The following is a 16,513-nucleotide window of genomic DNA, read 5'->3' as shown; positions in this document are numbered from 1 at the left end:
CGAATCAGGAAATCGTCACATCGCCCACGGGCAGGGCGTTAAACGCCGCCAGAGAACCGATTGGCTGCGAAGCCGTCGTCACCCCCACCAGCGTGATCTGCGAAACATGTCCCGCACCGTCATTGGCGGTGATGATCACGTCGCTGCCGCTGCTCTCGAACACCACGGTGGTCGTACCGTGATTGGTCAGTGCCAACGTATCGTCCGCACTGAAACTGGCGATCCTGGTAAAGCTGGAGGTAGCGATCGTGTCGGTGAACGCGTACTTGCCGCCGCCCGAGCTGGCATCAAAGGTGGCGGGCGCTTCCGCGGTGCTGCTGAGGCTGTCGAGGACCTTCGTCTCCGTGGAAGACACTACGCCGCCACCACCTCCGCTACTGGTTCCGCCTCCACCGGTATTGGACGTCGTCCCGCCCGAATTCACCGAGCCGATCGCCGTGCTGTCCATGGTGCTGGCCGGATCCAGGTCGCCGATGTCGGCATTGCTCACGATCGTGTTCAGCGCCGAACCGGTCACCTGGCTCACGATGTTGGTCAGCGACCCGGACGACGCCGCGGTCTGGATCTTTTCCGCCACCGTGCCCTGCGTGGCGCTCTGCACCTGCGCGATCTGCGCAATCGCGCTCAGCGCATTGCTGCTGGCGCTGGTCACCACCGCGTCGACCTTGGCCGCGGTCTCGGCCAGGATGGTTGCAAAACTGGTCGACATCTCCGTGACCTTGGTCGCGGCGCTCTTCAGCGCGGTGTTAGTGGTCATTGCCGTGCTGTCGGCCAGCACTGCCTTGAGCAGGTTCTGGTCGGCCAGGCTGACCACGCCGTCGGCATCCTTGGTGATGTTGCTGGCCAGCGAGGCCAGCACCGCGCTGGTCGCGTCCTTCGCGTCCGCGGCCGAGCCCCCTGCACCCACCAGCGCCGTGCTGGCCGTCACCAGCAGGTTCTGCACCTTGGCGGCGGCCGCCTGCAGCTTGACCGCCAGTTCCTTTTCCGCGGCGCTGGCGTCGGTCTTGAACGCGGCCTTCAGCGGATCGTAGTCCTGCAGGCTGACGTTGGCGCTGATGCCGAACGCCTTCGTGACCACAGCTTGCGCTTCGGCCGCGCTCTTGCCCTGTTCCACCAGCGCCTGCTGCAGCGAGGTCAGCGGGTTGACCACGGCCGAGCCTTCCGGCGCCTTGAGCACGCCCTTGTGCGGCAGGTTGGTGGCGATGTCGGTGCCGCCGGTGGCGATGATGGCGCCCTTGGCGCCGGTCAGCACGAAGTCGCCGTTGTTGTCGGTGGTGGTCTTGGCTTCGCCTTCGTCCCAGACGCCGTTGCCGTTGGCATCGGCAAACACGGTGGCGCCCTTCACATAACCGTCGGCGACCTTGCCGGCAATCTTGGCGCCGGTGTACTGGTCCAGCCTGGCGCCGGCGGCGCTGATGCTGGCGCTGTCGGCGTTGACCGCTGCCATGATTTCGAGCAGCTTGGCCGGCGTGATCTCGACGCCCTGCGCCGCCTGCTTCTCGACGGCCTGCCTGGCCGATTCCAGGCGGTTCACGATATAGCCCTTGCCGGGAGTGCCGTCCGGCGTGCCGAGGCCGGCTTCGATCATGGTCATGACCAGCTGGCTGCGGTCCTGGCCGTTGGCGAGCTGCTTGGTCCAGTAAGCCAGCCCTTCGGCATCCGGGGTCTTGCCGAAGATATTGTTGTAGATGCTGGTGAGGAAAGTGGCGTCGGAGGACGACTTCGGGTAGATCGCGGTGACGATGTCGAGGCTGAAGATGGTGCTGACCACCTCGGCCATTGACTTGCCGGCATTGAGCTGGTTGTTCCAGTAGGTGAGGCCGCCGGTCTCCGGGGCGCGGTTGAAGGCCGCAAGATAGAGTTTGGTCAGCGCGAGCTGGTTAGGGGTAAGTGCCATGTTTTCCCTCTTCTTCAGGTAGAGCAGGCCGCAATGGATGTGCGGCCATGGTGGTCGGGCGGCAGCGGAAGCCGAGACTGCGGAGGACATGCAGCAAATTCGGGAAAAAGAGATCCCCTGGCGCTCAGCCGATGAGCGCCATCGATTTGGTTGCCGCAGGTTTTTTCCCAGTGCTAGTTGCGCTTACGGAGGTGTCTCCGGATTTGCTGGCGTGTCACGCAGGAAGGTAAAAAAGTCCGGTGCAGGTAATGTCGGTCCAGTGCAGTTGTACAAAAACGAATCGGCAGCAGAATCCCTGCGCCTGTCATACGACTGTGTGACAGCGGGGGGCCATTTGCCAGTGGGCGCGATATTGCCGTTTATGCACAAATATGAACATACGGTAATTGCAGTATTTTGATGGACGGCGCATGGAATTCCCGGTGCCGGAGGCCTGCGGGAAGGCGGGGGCACGAGATGTTGCGGCCTCCAGGATCATGCGAATGACGGATCAGGTCCGAAAAAAATCCGCGCTTCCTCGTAAGAAGCAGGGATGTTGGGCGTCCGGCGGCTGCACAGGGCTATGCACCTGCCAGGACCACGGTCAGTGGCGCGACCGTCGGCGCGGATGAAGTCAGTGCGAAGGTCAACTTCACCGTTGTCGACGCCACCCCTGGCTCGACGGCTGACACGCCCCGGTCTGCCCGAGGCAGCCCGACTTTAAAGTACCGCCCAGTCCTATCAACACGGGAAAAAGCAACGAAAACGGAACGAAATATTAATAAAGTCGCAATTTTATCGGGAGTCTTTTCGCACTTTGTGGTGCTGGCCGGCACAGGGCGCGATCAGGGGAAGAGGTAAGGCGGGCAGGGCTGTCCTGCACCCGAATCGGCGCCCGAAAGCATGTAGTTACGCCTGCCGAAACCCTTTGCATGGACGATTAGCGGGAAAAACGGTATCCTTCATGCCTCTCTTCGTTGCTGCACGATTTCGGGCAGCATCATCACGCGGCTGTAGCTCAGTGGATAGAGTATTGGCCTCCGAAGCCAAGGGTCGTGGGTTCGATCCCCGCCAGCCGCGCCAGTTTTTCCTTTTCCGTCAATTGCTTGGCTGTTTCGCCTTTTTCCGCTTCCGGCAGGGTGGGGGACTCGTGGGGGAGGCTCGCTTTCTCGAACACCAATCGCTTGGCGGCCGCCTCGCGCCGCAGACTGTCCAGCGTGCGATTCTTCCGTCCCGAATCATCCTTGATCAACTCCAACGCGCGGTGAATCTCGATGACTTGAGCCACCGAGTAGTGGTCGGTAATGTCATCGTTGGCATGCCACAGCACCTCTCGCAACGTTGATTTTGCCACACCGGCTTCCCGCAGGCGAGTCGCGACCGTTGACCTCAGGTCGTGAACGCGCAGATCCGGCATGCCTGCCTTGCGCCGCGCAGTTTGCCATCCAGAATTGTTCATCTTCGCGACCGGTCGCGGTTCGGGTTCGCGCTGTACCTTATGCCGGCTTTTCCCGATGCGGACGCGGGTCTTTTTGGTTTTCTGTCGACAATAGGTGAAGACGTAGACGGAATGCTTGCCGCGTTGCCTTTCGATGATTTCCTGTGCCAGGCTGTTGCACACGATAACCCGGTCGATGATGTAGGTTTCCTCGCCCTTCACATGCTCGCGAGGAACAATAAATACAGACGCATTAATTTCTGGAACGAAAACTTCCCAACTCCACTGCAGATTGCATACGACTTCCTCGCGCACCCCAGTCTGAAGGTCGAACAGGACCATCTCGGCGAGGTGGGATGGGAGCAGCGGCATGAGGACCGTCTGCTCAGGCCACAGCAACGGCCGCGGCGGCCGCTTGTCATGCTCGGACAGAAGGGAAATAGTTGGCGCTTTGTCAAGCAAGTACTTTCCTCCGGCGTCTCGCCACTTTTGTGCGCACAACAAAAGGATCCGACTGACCATCTTGAGGGACTTGTTGATGGTTTCGCGCTTGTAAGGCGTCCGCACACCGGGTTGCGTCACCGGGGATTTTTCGCGTCCCGCCGTCTTCATGTGCTGCACGAACGGCTTGAGCGTGTCGTCGTGCACCTCGCAGATAGGCAATCCGCCGATGAACGGCAGCACGCGGCGCAGGTTGATGATGTCAGTCCTCAATGTCGGCTTGTCAACCGCATGTTTCTGGACATAGTACGTTGCGGCCTCGCCAAACAGCATCGTGCCCGGCTTGCCCCGGTCGCTCCAGGACTGAATCCGGCCCTGTTGCGCGATCAGGTATTCTTCCGCTTCTTCAAGACTTGTGAAGCCGCGACGTCGAATTCGCTCACGTCGAAAGACCTTGTCGACTTCGTACTGGTCGCCCGTCCTGTAAATGCCCGAGATGCGGGTACGCTGCATTTCTGATCTCCTTCCTGCTTTTCTTTCGCAGACTTCTGCTTTTCTTTCTTGAACTCTTCCCACGCGAGGTCAAGGTCCGTCACTTCGTAGACGGTCGCTGTACCGACCTTGACACCCTTGTCCCGAATTTTCGGCAGGATGTTGGCCTCGAAGGCGCCGCGGCTGAGTCCCAAATAGCAGCGCGCCTCCGCCGTGTTGAAGCAACGTTTCATTGGCATGCCCTCTTCACCTGACATGCCTCCATCGTGTTGGACCGCGAATTACGGTTTCGGTTTACCTGCATCTGCATTCTCCTGATTGCTGTTGAACCGCTCATCTGGCGCAGCGACCGTCAGGGGGGCGCCGGAAAGGACAGATCCTCCATGCAGGTCGTTTAGTGAAGATTTCGCCGACTTTCGATCGATCCGCCTTCACCTACCCGCTTCGCACAGTACGCCGCGCACTCGAAACGCAGCTTGCCAAACCGCGCGACGCGAGCCGCACTATTTTTGTAAAAATGCGACAGTCGGCCTTTTGCTGCAGCTCGAGCATTCGACTTCGATAGAATCAGAGGAGGGGACCGCGTGCCGGTCAGTACCTTGGATTGCCGCAGGCTTGGTCTGTAAGACTTTTGGACATGCTGGTTTGGTGAGTGCCGAAGCATGTTAATGAACGCGTCCATATCTGTATTCCATTCCCGTACCACGTCATGCGGAAGCTTCGAGGCTGGTTGCGAGGACAACGAGGTGCACCTACAGCGCTGCCCAGCCATTCGAGCCGAAATCTGGCAGGCGTGGCTAGGCCACTACCTAGTAGCAGTTAGGCGAGCGCGCGGGCGGACGCTTTCACGCTGATGCCACGTGCACCTTCCACCTACGGCGAACGGACCTCGCAGCTGCCTTGCACCAGCTGCCAAAATGGGCCACGGCGGCCGCAAGCTCTGGACCGCTGGGAAGGGGCTTAAATGCTCATGCTACGCGCCGTAGCACATTGAGCGGCAGGCTCGGCAGCAATGGGCACGAAAGTCCCTGCTCAAGTGGCAGCTGAAACGTGCAGATCCCGCGGACGCCCCAGTTTCTGTAGATGCTTGCGACCGTCGTGCCGAGGAGCTTAAGTGAACGGCGTAAGACACCGTTAAGTGCTGCGCCAGCATGCCGTCGCACCGGCGTTGGCGATGCGCTGAATTCACTGCTGCACTGAACCCGGACCCGACTGCACGCCGCGTGAAGATCGATCTTCACTGGCTGTTGTGGCTTTCGTCTGCAATATTTCAAGGTCACCGGGTGTCCTAATTGCCAAACCGGCGAGAATGGCCAGCGTGCTATCGATGCGCAGCATGGCGTTGCAGGCTTGCTGCAGGAACGCGTTCTGCTCCTTGAGCTGCGCCTCGATTCCTTCTGTGGTGACAGCGTGGGTGACAGGCACCGATGCAGGGGAAGTATCAGTCGTGACGGCGTTGCGCTGGAAGGTTGGCAGTTTGCCCAGTAGAGCAGTCAATGCCAGGTTGGCCTGTTGATAGTGCTGAATCTGTGCCAGAGTCTCGTCGCGCTGACGCACCAAGGCTGCATTGTGTTGCTGCATCTCTTTCAATCGCACTTCCATCTGCTCAGCTTCCTCGACAAGAGCCTCCGCATCATCGGTCAGCCGCGCGATGGTTTCCGCATCCCGCTGTTCCTTGGCGGCGATGGTCGTGGCAGCTTTCGTAAGAAGGGCTTGGCTCGACTGCGTGTCTGCAAGCGGTGTTTCTGCGCGCCGGCGGGCCTCGTAAAGCTCTATCCAGGGCTTGCGCATGCGCCAAATCGTCGTGTACGAGCCGCGCTGCCCCAAATAGCCGTACACCGCGCGGACGGTGGGGATCCTGCCGTTGTTGGCAGCACGAGCCAGCGCGTCCAGCGCCGCGGAGACTTCAGCCTGCTGCAGGTCAGATCCCCGCGGGCGCGGCGTTGCTGTGTTCTGTTCCATATTGCCTCCCATGTGACGAGCTTGCCGGGCGTCCCCGACCGATTGATGTCGCGACAGACAGAATTGAACCACACTGGATCGGGCGGCCTGCAGCAAATTCCCCGGCTTGCCGGATTCCCCTAGAACTGGTGCTATTCGTATGGTTTTTATTAATACATGAGCTGAGGAGGAGCACTTTTGCAGCTAGTGCTGACAATATTGGCAACTAAGGCTAGGGATAACGGTACCTGCTGTTATCTGTAACTTGTTACTTCGCTGTTATCTGTTACTTGTTATCTGCTGTCAGTTACCACCCCACCGCGACGTGATCAGGACTGTACGACTGTAATGAGTCGTGGTTCCAGAAGCTGAGGATCACGCCTTAGTGCAGAGCAAAGACTGCAGCGTGCTCGGATGCTGCACTGGATAGAGGGCTGTAGTAATCCACGTTTGGACCGAGGTAAATCAGGCGCCGTGGGCTGGGGTGCTCGACTTCCGATTCCTCGGGCGCGCGTTTAACCAGGCGCTCCTCACGGTCCAACAGAGCACACCTTTACATCTGCCCGGTCGGGTTAATGGACAATTGCCTGCGGCCTCCTCTGTGATCACGAGCGCCGTCGATTACCGAAGGGGGAAGCTAAGGACTATCTCGGGGGACGGTGTGCACGCCATCCCGCCGACCTTGCTCTACTGCTCGGTGGCGGCAACTGAGCCCCAGGGACGCCTCGCCTGGATAACTGCCGCTCAGCGACTGCGCCGATGAGTCTGCCGTCGCGGAAAGTGCTGCCTGGACTTCTCACCTCACAAGAGGCCGAAATGGCTCTACTGTTTGACCGACCGAGCCAAAAGGTCCAACCATTACGGTTGGATGCTGCAGCGCCGTGCTCACCTCTCTGCGACTCAACCCATTTAAACCGAACTAACCCAACATAATCCGATTAAATCGGGTTTGCTCTGCCACTGATTTGTGCGATCATTTACAAATTACCCAGATTCCGACTTCCTAATGGAAAACGACGTCATGTCAGATCGCTGGTTGTCGGTCGAGGAGATCGCCGAGTATCTCGGCGTGAGCAAGGACACCGTTTATGCGTGGATCAGCAAGCGGAACATGCCTGCTCATCGAATCGGCCGGCTTTGGAAATTCAAGACCGAAGAAGTCGATGACTGGGTGCGGTCCGGTGGCGCTGCAGAGAGTGAAAGTCGAGGCAAGGAATGATGACTTGCCTGCGGCTGGTTTCGATCGACCCTCCGGCGGTCGAAACGAAATGGGAGGTTTGATGTGACAACGATTTCTTGTGTGGATTTGTTCTGCGGCGCGGGCGGCCTGACGCATGGCTTCGTCCTTGAGGGGTTACCCGTGGTCGCCGGTATAGATCTTGACCCTGCCTGCCGCTTTCCTTATGAGGCCAACAACCAAGCCCGATTCGTCGAACGTGACATCAGCACGATTACCACGGCTGAACTTAAGGCGTTATTCGGTGACGCTGACCTCAAGATTCTCGCAGGTTGCGCCCCGTGCCAACCCTTCTCGACCTACGCACAGCGCTACGAATCGGACGGGAAGAACGGCAAGTGGGGCTTGCTGTATGAGTTCGCGCGTCTCGCCAAAGGCACTAAACCCGATGTCATCACGATGGAAAACGTCCCTACCGTCGCGAAGCATGAAGTGTTTCATGACTTCGTTGACACGCTGAAGCGACTTGGCTACAGCGTCTGGTTCGATGTCGTTGACAGCTCCCGCTATGGTGTCCCGCAGATGAGGCGACGCATGGTGCTGTTGGCATCTAGGCATGGTGACATCAAGATGACTGAACCGACTCACGAAAAACCGAAGACGGTTCGTCAAGCCATCGGTCGCCTACGCCCTTTGAGGGCAGGCGAGGCTGCGCCGAGAGACAAATTACATGTCACTTCGACGCTGACGGAAAAGAATCTCAAGCGGATCAAGGTATCGAAGCCCGGCGGCACCTGGCGCGACTGGCCGGAGGATCTGATCGCCGACTGCCACCGCGCCGAAAGCGGACGCACCTATCCAGGCGTCTACGGGCGCATGGAATGGGACAAGCCTGCACCGACGATGACGACTCAGTGCTACGGATTTGGTAACGGTCGCTTTGGCCATCCCGAACAGGATCGCGCCATTTCCCTACGAGAAGCTGCGATCTTGCAGAGCTTCCCACGCGACTACGCATTCATCCCGCCAGATGGCGAGGTGAGCTTCACGGCGCTCGGGCGGCTCATCGGCAACGCGGTCCCTGTTGACCTCGGTCGCGCCATCGCTCGCAGCATCAATCAGCACCTCGCGTCGGTCACGGCCCGGTGATGGACTGACGAGGACTGCTCTATGCCGAAACTCCTCCCCCCGTCACCCGATACCAGCCGCCGCATGGCGAAGGTGAGGCAGAAAGGGACGGATGCGGAAGTGGCGTTGCGGAAGGAGATGTATCGAATCGGTCTGCGTTACAGGATCGATTACGAAGTTCTAAGGAGGCCTCGACGCGTCGCGGATATTGTTTTTCCTGGGAGGAAGATCGCCATCTTCGTCGACGGTTGTTTCTGGCATGGCTGCCCCGAGCATGCAACTTGGCCGAAACGGAATGCGGAGTTCTGGCAGCAAAAGATCAGAGCGAACCAGATGCGGGACATGGACACGAATGAGCGGCTTCGCGCCGTCGGTTGGACCGTACTCCGATTCTGGTCACATGAATCACCGACCGAGGCGGCAAGAACGGTCGCGCGCGTAGTCGCCACGGTCGACGCACAGCGTCGCGTTTCGTCTCTGACGTGAATGCGAAAAACTGAAAAAGGGAAGATGATAATCGCATGAGCGTCCAAACCGAACAGCAAGCACAAACATATCGCTCAAGGCCCGAGCCAGGACAACTGGTCGAGGTGCGCCGTCGTCAGTGGGTGGTGGCCGATGTCGATGCCGCTCGGCTGGATACCGGCACGCTCCAACACTGCTTGACGCTGTCGTCGATCGACGAAGACGGTCTCGGTGAGGAACTGGAAGTCGTCTGGGAAATCGAGCCGGGTGCCCAAGTCATCGAGCGCGCAGGTCTGCCATCGATCACGGGGCAAGACGATTCGGACACGCTCGAAGCCTTCCTCGACGCCGTGCGGTGGGGCGCTGCCACCAACGCCGACCGAGGGTTCCTCCAGGCTCCGTTCCGCAGTGGCGTCAGCATAGAGGATTTTCAACTCGATCCACTGGTGCGGGCCATCGACATGGCTCGCGTCAACCTTCTCATCGCCGATGACGTCGGCCTCGGCAAGACCATTGAGGCCGGTCTCGTCATCCAGGAGCTGCTGCTGCGGCATCGCGCACGCACAGTCCTGATCATCTGCCCCGCGTCGCTACAGGAAAAGTGGCGTGTCGAGATGCTGGAAAAGTTCGGCCTCGATTTCCGTGTGGTCGACACCGACTACATCAAACGATTGCGGCGCGAGCGTGGCATCCACGCCAATCCGTGGACGTCGCATCCACGCCTCATCACGTCGATGGATTGGGCCAAAGGCGGCGAAGGATTGCGTGCCATGCGGGACGTGATCCCTCCACATGTCGGTCATCCGCGCAAGTTCGATCTGCTGGTCGTGGACGAAGCACACAACGTTGCTCCCGCCGCGGGCGCGCACTACGCGGTGGAGAGCCAGCGCACGCGGTTCATCCGCGCCATCGGCCCGCACTTCCAGCATCGTCTGTTCCTGACCGCGACGCCACACAACGGTTACACCGAGTCGTTCACCTCGCTGCTGGAATTGCTCGACGATCAGCGCTTCGCGCGCAACATCCTCCCTGACGAAAAGCGCTTGAGCCAGGTGATGATCCGCCGCCTGAAGAGCGATCTGGTCGATGCACAGGGCAACCCCTTGTATGCCAGGCGCACGCTGCAGACGCTCGCGGTTCCCTACTCAAAGGAAGAGCGCGAGATACATCGCAAGCTGAACGACTACTGCGCCAGCCGCGAAAAGGAGGCCGGGAAGGCTGGCAACGGCTTCGGCACGGCCTTCGTGAACCGGCTCCTCAAGAAACGCCTGCTCTCGTCGCCCGCGGCCTTCGCGTCCACGCTCGAAAAGCACGTCGCTTCGCTGTCTGGAACGCGATCTGAGAAGCCGGACGCCATGGCCGAGCGCATTCTACACAAGGCCATCCTCAAGGCCGACGAGGACTATGCCGACGATCGAGAGGTCGAGAACGCTCAGGGGGAAGCCGTCGAGGAGGCCACGCGCCGTTCGTTGCCGCTGACGCCGGAGCAGCGGGCGACGCTGGACGAATTGAGGGAGTGGGCCCAGCGAGCCAGGAATCAGGCCGATTCCAAGGCCAAAGCCGTCCTCGACTGGCTCGCGGTGAATCTCAAACCGGACGGTCAGTGGAGCGATCGACGAGTGATCTTGTTCACCGAATACCGTACCACCCACCAGTGGATGCATCAAATCCTCGCCAGCCACGGTTTCGGCGGCGAACGCCTCGGCCTTCTCCACGGCAGCCTCTCCCAAGAGGAGCGTGAACCCATCAAGGCGGCCTTCCAAGCTTCGCCACAAGATTCGCCCGTTCGCATCCTGCTCGCCACCGATGCGGCATCCGAAGGCATCGACTTGCAGAACCACTGCAGTCGGCTCATCCACTTGGAGATTCCTTACAACCCCAACGTGATGGAGCAGCGCAACGGCCGCATCGACCGCCATGGGCAGCGAGAAAAGGAAGTGCTGATCTGGCACCCGGTCGATGGCGGCGAAACGGGCGGCGCGTCAGTCGGCGGCCATGGCGAAGACATCCTGCGTGCTCTGCGGAAGCTGGACTCGATGCGCGCCGACATGGGTAGCGTCAATCCTGTCATCGCACCGCAAATGTCCGGTCTCATCGAAGGCTCGTTGAAAGAGTTGGACACGCGGCTCGCCGAGGCAAGGATCTCCCGAGCCAAAAACTTCGTTCGCGCCGAACGTGAGTTGAAGGAGCGTGTCGCCAAGCTGCACGAGCGCCTGCTCACCACCCAGCAGGACTTCCACCTCACGCCCGACCACGTCCTGATGGCCGTGAAGACCGGCCTCGCACTGGCAGGCCGTCCTCCGCTGGAACCCGTCGAACTGTCTGATGCGCCCGTGGGCAGCGTTTTCCGGATGCCCGCATTGTCCGGCTCGTGGGCGCGTTGTCTGGAAGGGTTGCGCCATCCGCATACGCAACGGATTCGTCCCGTCACTTTCGACCACGCCGTCGCCAGTGGTCGGGACGACGTGGTGCTCGTCCACTTGAACCATCGCTTGGTACAGATGTGCCTTCGCTTGCTGCGCGCTGAGATCTGGGCGCAGGACGACGTGAAGAAACTGCATCGCGTCACCGTCCGCACCATCCCGGATGCGCTCATTGACGGCCCCGCCGTGGTCGTCGTCTCGCGGCTCGTCGTCACCGGCGGTAACCACCATCGACTGCATGAAGAACTGACGGTGTCGGGTGGCTACCTGCGAGATCAATCCTTCCGCCGTGAAGACAGCATCACGCGGGTCCAACAGTGGCTGGACGCTGCGAGGCCGGTCACGGCGAACACATCCCTGTTCGAAGTGTTTCGGCTCCGCTTCGACCGTCAGCGGGATGCCGTCCTGAAATCGGTCGATGCACGTTCCAAGGAACGCCTCAAGTTTCTGACCAACACGCTCCAGACCCGTAGGCAGCAGGAAATCGACGACATCGGCGCCGTGCTTGACGAACTGGAGAAGGCAATCCAGTCCGAATTGAAGAAGGAGCAGCAGCCGGAACAGCTTTCACTCTTCACCGAGGACGAGCGCACGCAGCTTCGGCGCGACATCGCGGCTCTGGAAGCCCGCCTCGCACGCATCCCGGATGAGCGTCGAATGGAAACGCAGGCCATCGAAGCTCGCTACACCAAGCTCGACGATCGCACTTTCCCAGTCGCCGTAATCTTTATCGTGCCTGAATCCGCCGGAGGCGCCGCATGAGCATCCGCGACATCCACTACGATTGGCTCTCGCTTATCGAAATTTCCGGTCCGTTCCTCGCCGTTCCCGTCCTGAAGGAGGCCTTCCCGCAAGGATTGGAGGAACTTGATGGAAGTAAACGCAAACGGCTGCGGCAGGCCTACGACGAGTGGCGTGAGGCGCAGGAAACGGACGATCCAAGTTTCGCTGATCTGCACGCGGCATGGATCGAGGAGGTCTTATCACGCGGGCTGGAACTTGATGAGGACGGTCGAGGCGACGTGCTAAAACGCAAGGACTGGTGCGTTGCGCACTTGAGCGTCAGCCTGCCCGAGCACGGCGTGAATCTATCGCCGGACTTCTCTGTCGTCGGGAACGACGACAAGCCGCTGATGCTCATCCACGTCTACGGGTCGGACGTCGATCCCGATGCCACTTCGAAACTGGACGGCTGGGCCAGCACACCGGCGGAACGCATGGTGACGCTGTGCCGCGCCACGAACTGCCGTCTCGGCCTCGTCACCAACGGTGAGCGCTGGATGCTGATCGACGCGCCGGTGGGCGCGGTCACCACGTTCGCCAGTTGGTATGCGCGCATCTGGAGCCAGGAACCCGTCACGCTCCAAGCCTTCGCCCACCTCTTGGGTATCCGGCGCTTCTTCGTCGACGAGCTTGAACGGTTGCCCGCGCTGTTCGATCGTTCGCTGAAGTTTCAAGACGACGTGACCGACGCCTTGGGCGAGCAGGTGCGGCGAGCAGTCGAAGTGCTGATTCAGGCGCTGGACAAGGCCGATCAAGACCGCAGCCGCGAGTTGCTGCGCGGCGTGAAGGAGGCCGAACTCTACGAAGCCGCATTGACGGTGATGATGCGGCTGGTCTTCCTCCTGTCCGCGGAGGAGCGCGGCCTGCTGCTCTTGGGTGACGAACGCTACGAGGCCAACTACGCACTCTCGACCCTGCGGATGCAGTTGCGCGCCGAATCGGACGAGATTCTGGAGCGTCGCTGGGACGCATGGTCACGCCTGCTGGCCGTCTTCCGTGCCGTGTACGGCGGCATCGAACACGAAAACCTGCGCTTGCCCGCACTGGGCGGATCCCTGTTCGATCCGGACCGCTTCCCCTTCCTCGAAGGCCGCGTCAAAGGCTCCGACTGGTGCACCGACCTAGCCAAACCGCTGCCGATCGACAACCGCACCGTCCTGTTGCTGCTCGAAGCCATTCAGCAATTCCAGGGGCGTACATTGTCGTATAGGGCGCTGGACGTGGAGCAGATCGGCTACGTGTATGAGGGCCTACTGGAGCGCACCGTCAAGCGCACCGTCGAGGTCACGTTGGAACTCGACGCTACCAAGAGCGCCCAATCGCCCTGGGTCACCTTGGCCGAACTCGAATCCGCGCGGCTCGACGGTAACGATAGGCTGACCGAACTGCTCCAGCACCGCTCCGGCTGTTCCGCCAGCCGTGTGCGCAACGATCTGGACCGCCTGGTAGACGATGCGCTCGCCGACCGCCTGCTGGCCGGCTGCCATGGCGATACGGCGCTGCGCGACCGCATCAAGCCCTTCGCCCATCTAGTGCGCACCGACCCTTGGGGCTATCCCTTGGTCTATCCCGCCGGTGCCTTCATCGTCACCACAGGCTCCGACCGGCGTGAGACCGGCACCCACTACACGCCGAAATCGCTCACCGAGGCCATCGTCGCTGAGACGCTCACGCCCATCACCTACATCGGCCCGGCGGAGGGTGTGCCACGCGCGGAGTGGATGCTCAAATCGCCTGCCGATCTGGTCAACCTGAAGATCTGCGATCCGGCGATGGGTTCAGGCGCTTTTCTCGTGCAAGCTTGCCGGTGGTTGGCTGACCGACTGGTGGAGGCGTGGGCACTGGCTGAAATACAGGGCCAGATGGTCGGCATTGATGGGCAGGTAGTAGATGCAGACGCCAACATTGAGTCGTTGCCACGTGACACCGAGGCACGCACCATCATCGCCCGCCGGCTCATCGCCGAACGCTGCCTCTATGGCGTCGATCTGAACCCACTGGCGGTCGAACTGGCAAAGCTCTCCATCTGGCTGGTGACGCTGGCCAAGGGACGTCCCTTCGGCTTTCTCGACCATAACCTGCGCTGCGGCGACAGCCTGCTTGGCATCCATCGGTTGGATCAACTCACCCAGCTTTCGATGCATCCCACCGGCCAGGACCAGATGCGCCTGTTCGGACAGAGCATCGAACGGGCCGTGCGCGAAGCTATCGAACTGCGCTCGCGTCTGCGCGAGATGCCAATCCGCGATCTCCGCGACATCGAAGCCATGGCGCATCTGGACGCCGATGCGCGTCGCAAGCTCGAAGTGCCAGAAATCATCGGCGATGCGTTCATTGGGGAAGTGTTCGCGTCGGGTGGCAATCGCGCGGCACTGGAGAACACGCTGGCGTCTGTGACCATCCACGCCGGACAGGCCATCGACGGCGACCATGATGTGCTCGCCGTGATGCGCCGGAGATCGGTCGCTGCTCTTTCGACCGATCTGTCCACCGATAAGCCCGCGCGTCAGCCTTTCCATTGGCCGCTGGAGTTTCCGGAGGTGTTCGCGCGTGAGCGCGGCGGCTTCGACGGCATCGTCGGCAATCCGCCTTTCCTAGGCGGGCAGCGCATCACTGGCATCGCGGGCACTGCGTTTCGGGACTGGCTGGTTTCGCATATTGCCGAGGGGCGTCGCGGTTCGGCGGATCTAGTCGCCTATTTCTTTTTGCGTGCATGGAGCCTCTTGCGCGAGGGTGGCGGCTTCGGGCTGCTCGCGGTCAACACCATTGCGGAAGGCGACACGCGGCAGGTTGGGCTGGAGGCCATGGTCGGCGCGGGTGCCGTGATCTATGCGGCCTACCCGAACGAACCTTGGCCTGGGAAAGCTGCTGTCATCACCAGCCGTGTCCATGTCCACAAGGGTGAATGGCAGGGCGAACGTTCGCTACTCGGGCGATCAGCTCCTTACATATCGGCTTTTTTGTCTAATCGTGAAGAGTGGAGCCTGAAGCGCCTGAAGGCCAACGAGGGAAGAACATTTATTGGGTCCTATGTTCTTGGCATGGGTTTCGTGCTTTCACCTGATGAAGCACAACGGATGTTGGCCGCCGATTTAAAGAATGCTGATGTGATCTTCCCATACATGAATGGTGAAGACCTCAATTCAGATCCGGAACAGCGCCCGAGTCGATGGGTGATTAATTTTTGGGATTGGCCGGAGCAACGCGCTAAAGCGTACAAACTTCCATGGCGCCGAATTGAGGAAACGGTGAAGATGGAACGCGAGAAGAACAATCGCAAGGTTTACCGAGACTATTGGTGGCATTTTGCGGAGAAGCGGCCGGCCTTCTACCATGCTATAGGCCGCGGCTACCATTTCGAACGTCACCCGGATGGCTGGTCAGCTAGCAAAAAACCACCGCCAAGGATTCTTGCAATAACGCGTGTCAGCAAGACGCTTGCTTTCTCCTTTGTCGATCCCGACATCGTATTTTCTGAGGCAACCGTTTTGCTCTCTCTCAGTCGAGGGAGAGATTTCGCTCTGCTGCAGTCCAGTGTCCATGCTGTTTTCGCATGGCAGCACGCATCACGACTAAAGACAGATTTGCGGTATAGCCCGACGGACGCATTTGACCCGTTTCCTTTTCCTGATGGGTTTCATGAAACATCGGATGGTCCACTCAATAATTTGGGAGATCGGCTCCACCAGGGCCGCATCGAAGTTATGCGTGCCGATCGCATCGGTCTGACTAAGCTCTACAACCGCTTCCATGTCGAGACTGAACGCGACCCTCGCATTGAGGAGTTGCGTGAGTTGCAACGCGAAGTGGACATTGCCGTCGCGCGCGCCTACGGCTGGGACGACATTGATCTTGAGCACGGATTCCATAAAGTGCCGTACTTGCCGGAGAACGACCGCGTCCGGTACACCATATCGGAGCCTGCGCGTGTCGAAGTATTGCGGCGGCTGTCGGAGTTGAACCGTCAGCGATATGAGGAAGAAGTTGCCCAAGGGCTGCATGCCGACGCCGCACCGCGTGCTTCAATCCGTGCTCCGCGCGCCAGTAGCGTCGCCAACGCCGCTCCGGCTCAACCATCGCTCGACTTTGGTGTCATTCCCGCCAATGAAGGTCAATACCTCAAAGCAGCCGAACCTCGCGCCGACTATCGCGCTGGCCCAGTCCACACCATCGTCGAACATTTGAAAGCGCGTCCAGGCTGGCACGCCAAGGCCGACATCCTTGCCGCTACCGGCATCACGGATGGGCAGTGGAACGCTGCGATCGCCGATCTGATCGAGAGAGGCAGAGTCGAGCGCCAAGGAGAACGGCGCGGTGCCCGGTACCGATCAATCGAATAGCAAGGAGCG

7 protein-coding genes, 1 tRNA gene and 1 pseudogene are annotated in these 16,513 nt (G+C 60.3%); 6 read left to right on the top strand and 3 right to left on the bottom strand.

Going from position 1 to position 16,513, the window contains the following annotated elements:
- Positions 1 to 4 precede the first annotated feature (4 nt).
- Positions 5 to 1,897: a DUF4214 domain-containing protein gene (locus tag VEC01_RS05480; RefSeq protein WP_324899542.1), complete on the bottom strand. Its 1,893-nt coding sequence runs from the start codon at positions 1,895 to 1,897 to the stop codon at positions 5 to 7.
- Positions 1,898 to 2,883: 986 nt separating this feature from the next.
- On the opposite strand from VEC01_RS05480, the gene VEC01_RS05475 reads away from it, so the two are divergent.
- Positions 2,884 to 2,959: transfer RNA gene (locus VEC01_RS05475), tRNA-Arg, on the top strand.
- Positions 2,960 to 3,224: 265 nt separating this feature from the next.
- Here the strand turns inward: VEC01_RS05475 and VEC01_RS20615 are convergent.
- Positions 3,225 to 3,656, bottom strand: a pseudogene (locus VEC01_RS20615) (hypothetical protein); the annotation flags it as partial.
- Between the two features lie 1,776 nt (positions 3,657 to 5,432).
- Positions 5,433 to 6,209, bottom strand: coding sequence for a DNA-binding protein (locus VEC01_RS05465; protein ID WP_324899538.1), 777 nt, complete (start codon positions 6,207 to 6,209; stop codon positions 5,433 to 5,435).
- 985 nt (positions 6,210 to 7,194) lie between these two features.
- Between VEC01_RS05465 and mads1 the strand changes: the two genes are divergently transcribed.
- The 5 genes from mads1 to VEC01_RS05440 all read left to right on the top strand — a co-directional run bounded on the left by mads1 (position 7,195) and on the right by VEC01_RS05440 (position 16,504).
- Complete coding sequence (gene mads1, locus VEC01_RS05460) at positions 7,195 to 7,407, top strand: methylation-associated defense system helix-turn-helix domain-containing protein MAD1 (protein ID WP_324899536.1); 213 nt, start codon at positions 7,195 to 7,197, stop codon at positions 7,405 to 7,407.
- 63 nt (positions 7,408 to 7,470) lie between these two features.
- A complete protein-coding gene (locus VEC01_RS05455) occupies positions 7,471 to 8,514 on the top strand; it encodes a DNA cytosine methyltransferase (RefSeq protein ID WP_324899534.1) in 1,044 nt (347 codons plus the stop codon).
- 21 nt (positions 8,515 to 8,535) lie between these two features.
- On the top strand, positions 8,536 to 8,979 hold the full coding sequence (locus tag VEC01_RS05450; protein WP_324899532.1) for a very short patch repair endonuclease: 444 nt from the start codon (positions 8,536 to 8,538) through the stop codon (positions 8,977 to 8,979).
- 35 nt (positions 8,980 to 9,014) lie between these two features.
- Positions 9,015 to 12,143: a DISARM system SNF2-like helicase DrmD gene (gene drmD, locus VEC01_RS05445; RefSeq protein WP_324899530.1), complete on the top strand. Its 3,129-nt coding sequence runs from the start codon at positions 9,015 to 9,017 to the stop codon at positions 12,141 to 12,143.
- Positions 12,140 to 16,504, top strand: coding sequence for an Eco57I restriction-modification methylase domain-containing protein (locus VEC01_RS05440; protein ID WP_324899528.1), 4,365 nt, complete (start codon positions 12,140 to 12,142; stop codon positions 16,502 to 16,504). The genes drmD and VEC01_RS05440 overlap by 4 nt, the downstream gene beginning before the upstream one ends.
- Positions 16,505 to 16,513 lie beyond the last annotated feature (9 nt).

It is taken from the genome of Noviherbaspirillum sp. (genome assembly GCF_035627455.1).
Taxonomy (GTDB): Bacteria; Pseudomonadota; Gammaproteobacteria; order Burkholderiales; family Burkholderiaceae_D; genus Noviherbaspirillum.
Note: the sequence above shows the minus strand (reverse complement) of the source record. Positions and strands in the feature narration are given on the sequence as shown.

Bases quoted from the DNA above. Each gene is read 5' to 3' on its own strand.
- VEC01_RS05480 (WP_324899542.1), bottom strand. From the start codon at position 1,897: ATGGCACTTACCCCTAACCAGCTCGCGCTGACCAAACTCTATCTTGCG.
- VEC01_RS05465 (WP_324899538.1), bottom strand. From the start codon at position 6,209: ATGGAACAGAACACAGCAACGCCGCGCCCGCGGGGATCTGACCTGCAG.
- mads1 (WP_324899536.1), top strand. From the start codon at position 7,195: ATGGAAAACGACGTCATGTCAGATCGCTGGTTGTCGGTCGAGGAGATC.
- VEC01_RS05450 (WP_324899532.1), top strand. From the start codon at position 8,536: ATGCCGAAACTCCTCCCCCCGTCACCCGATACCAGCCGCCGCATGGCG.
- drmD (WP_324899530.1), top strand. From the start codon at position 9,015: ATGAGCGTCCAAACCGAACAGCAAGCACAAACATATCGCTCAAGGCCC.
- VEC01_RS05440 (WP_324899528.1), top strand. From the start codon at position 12,140: ATGAGCATCCGCGACATCCACTACGATTGGCTCTCGCTTATCGAAATT.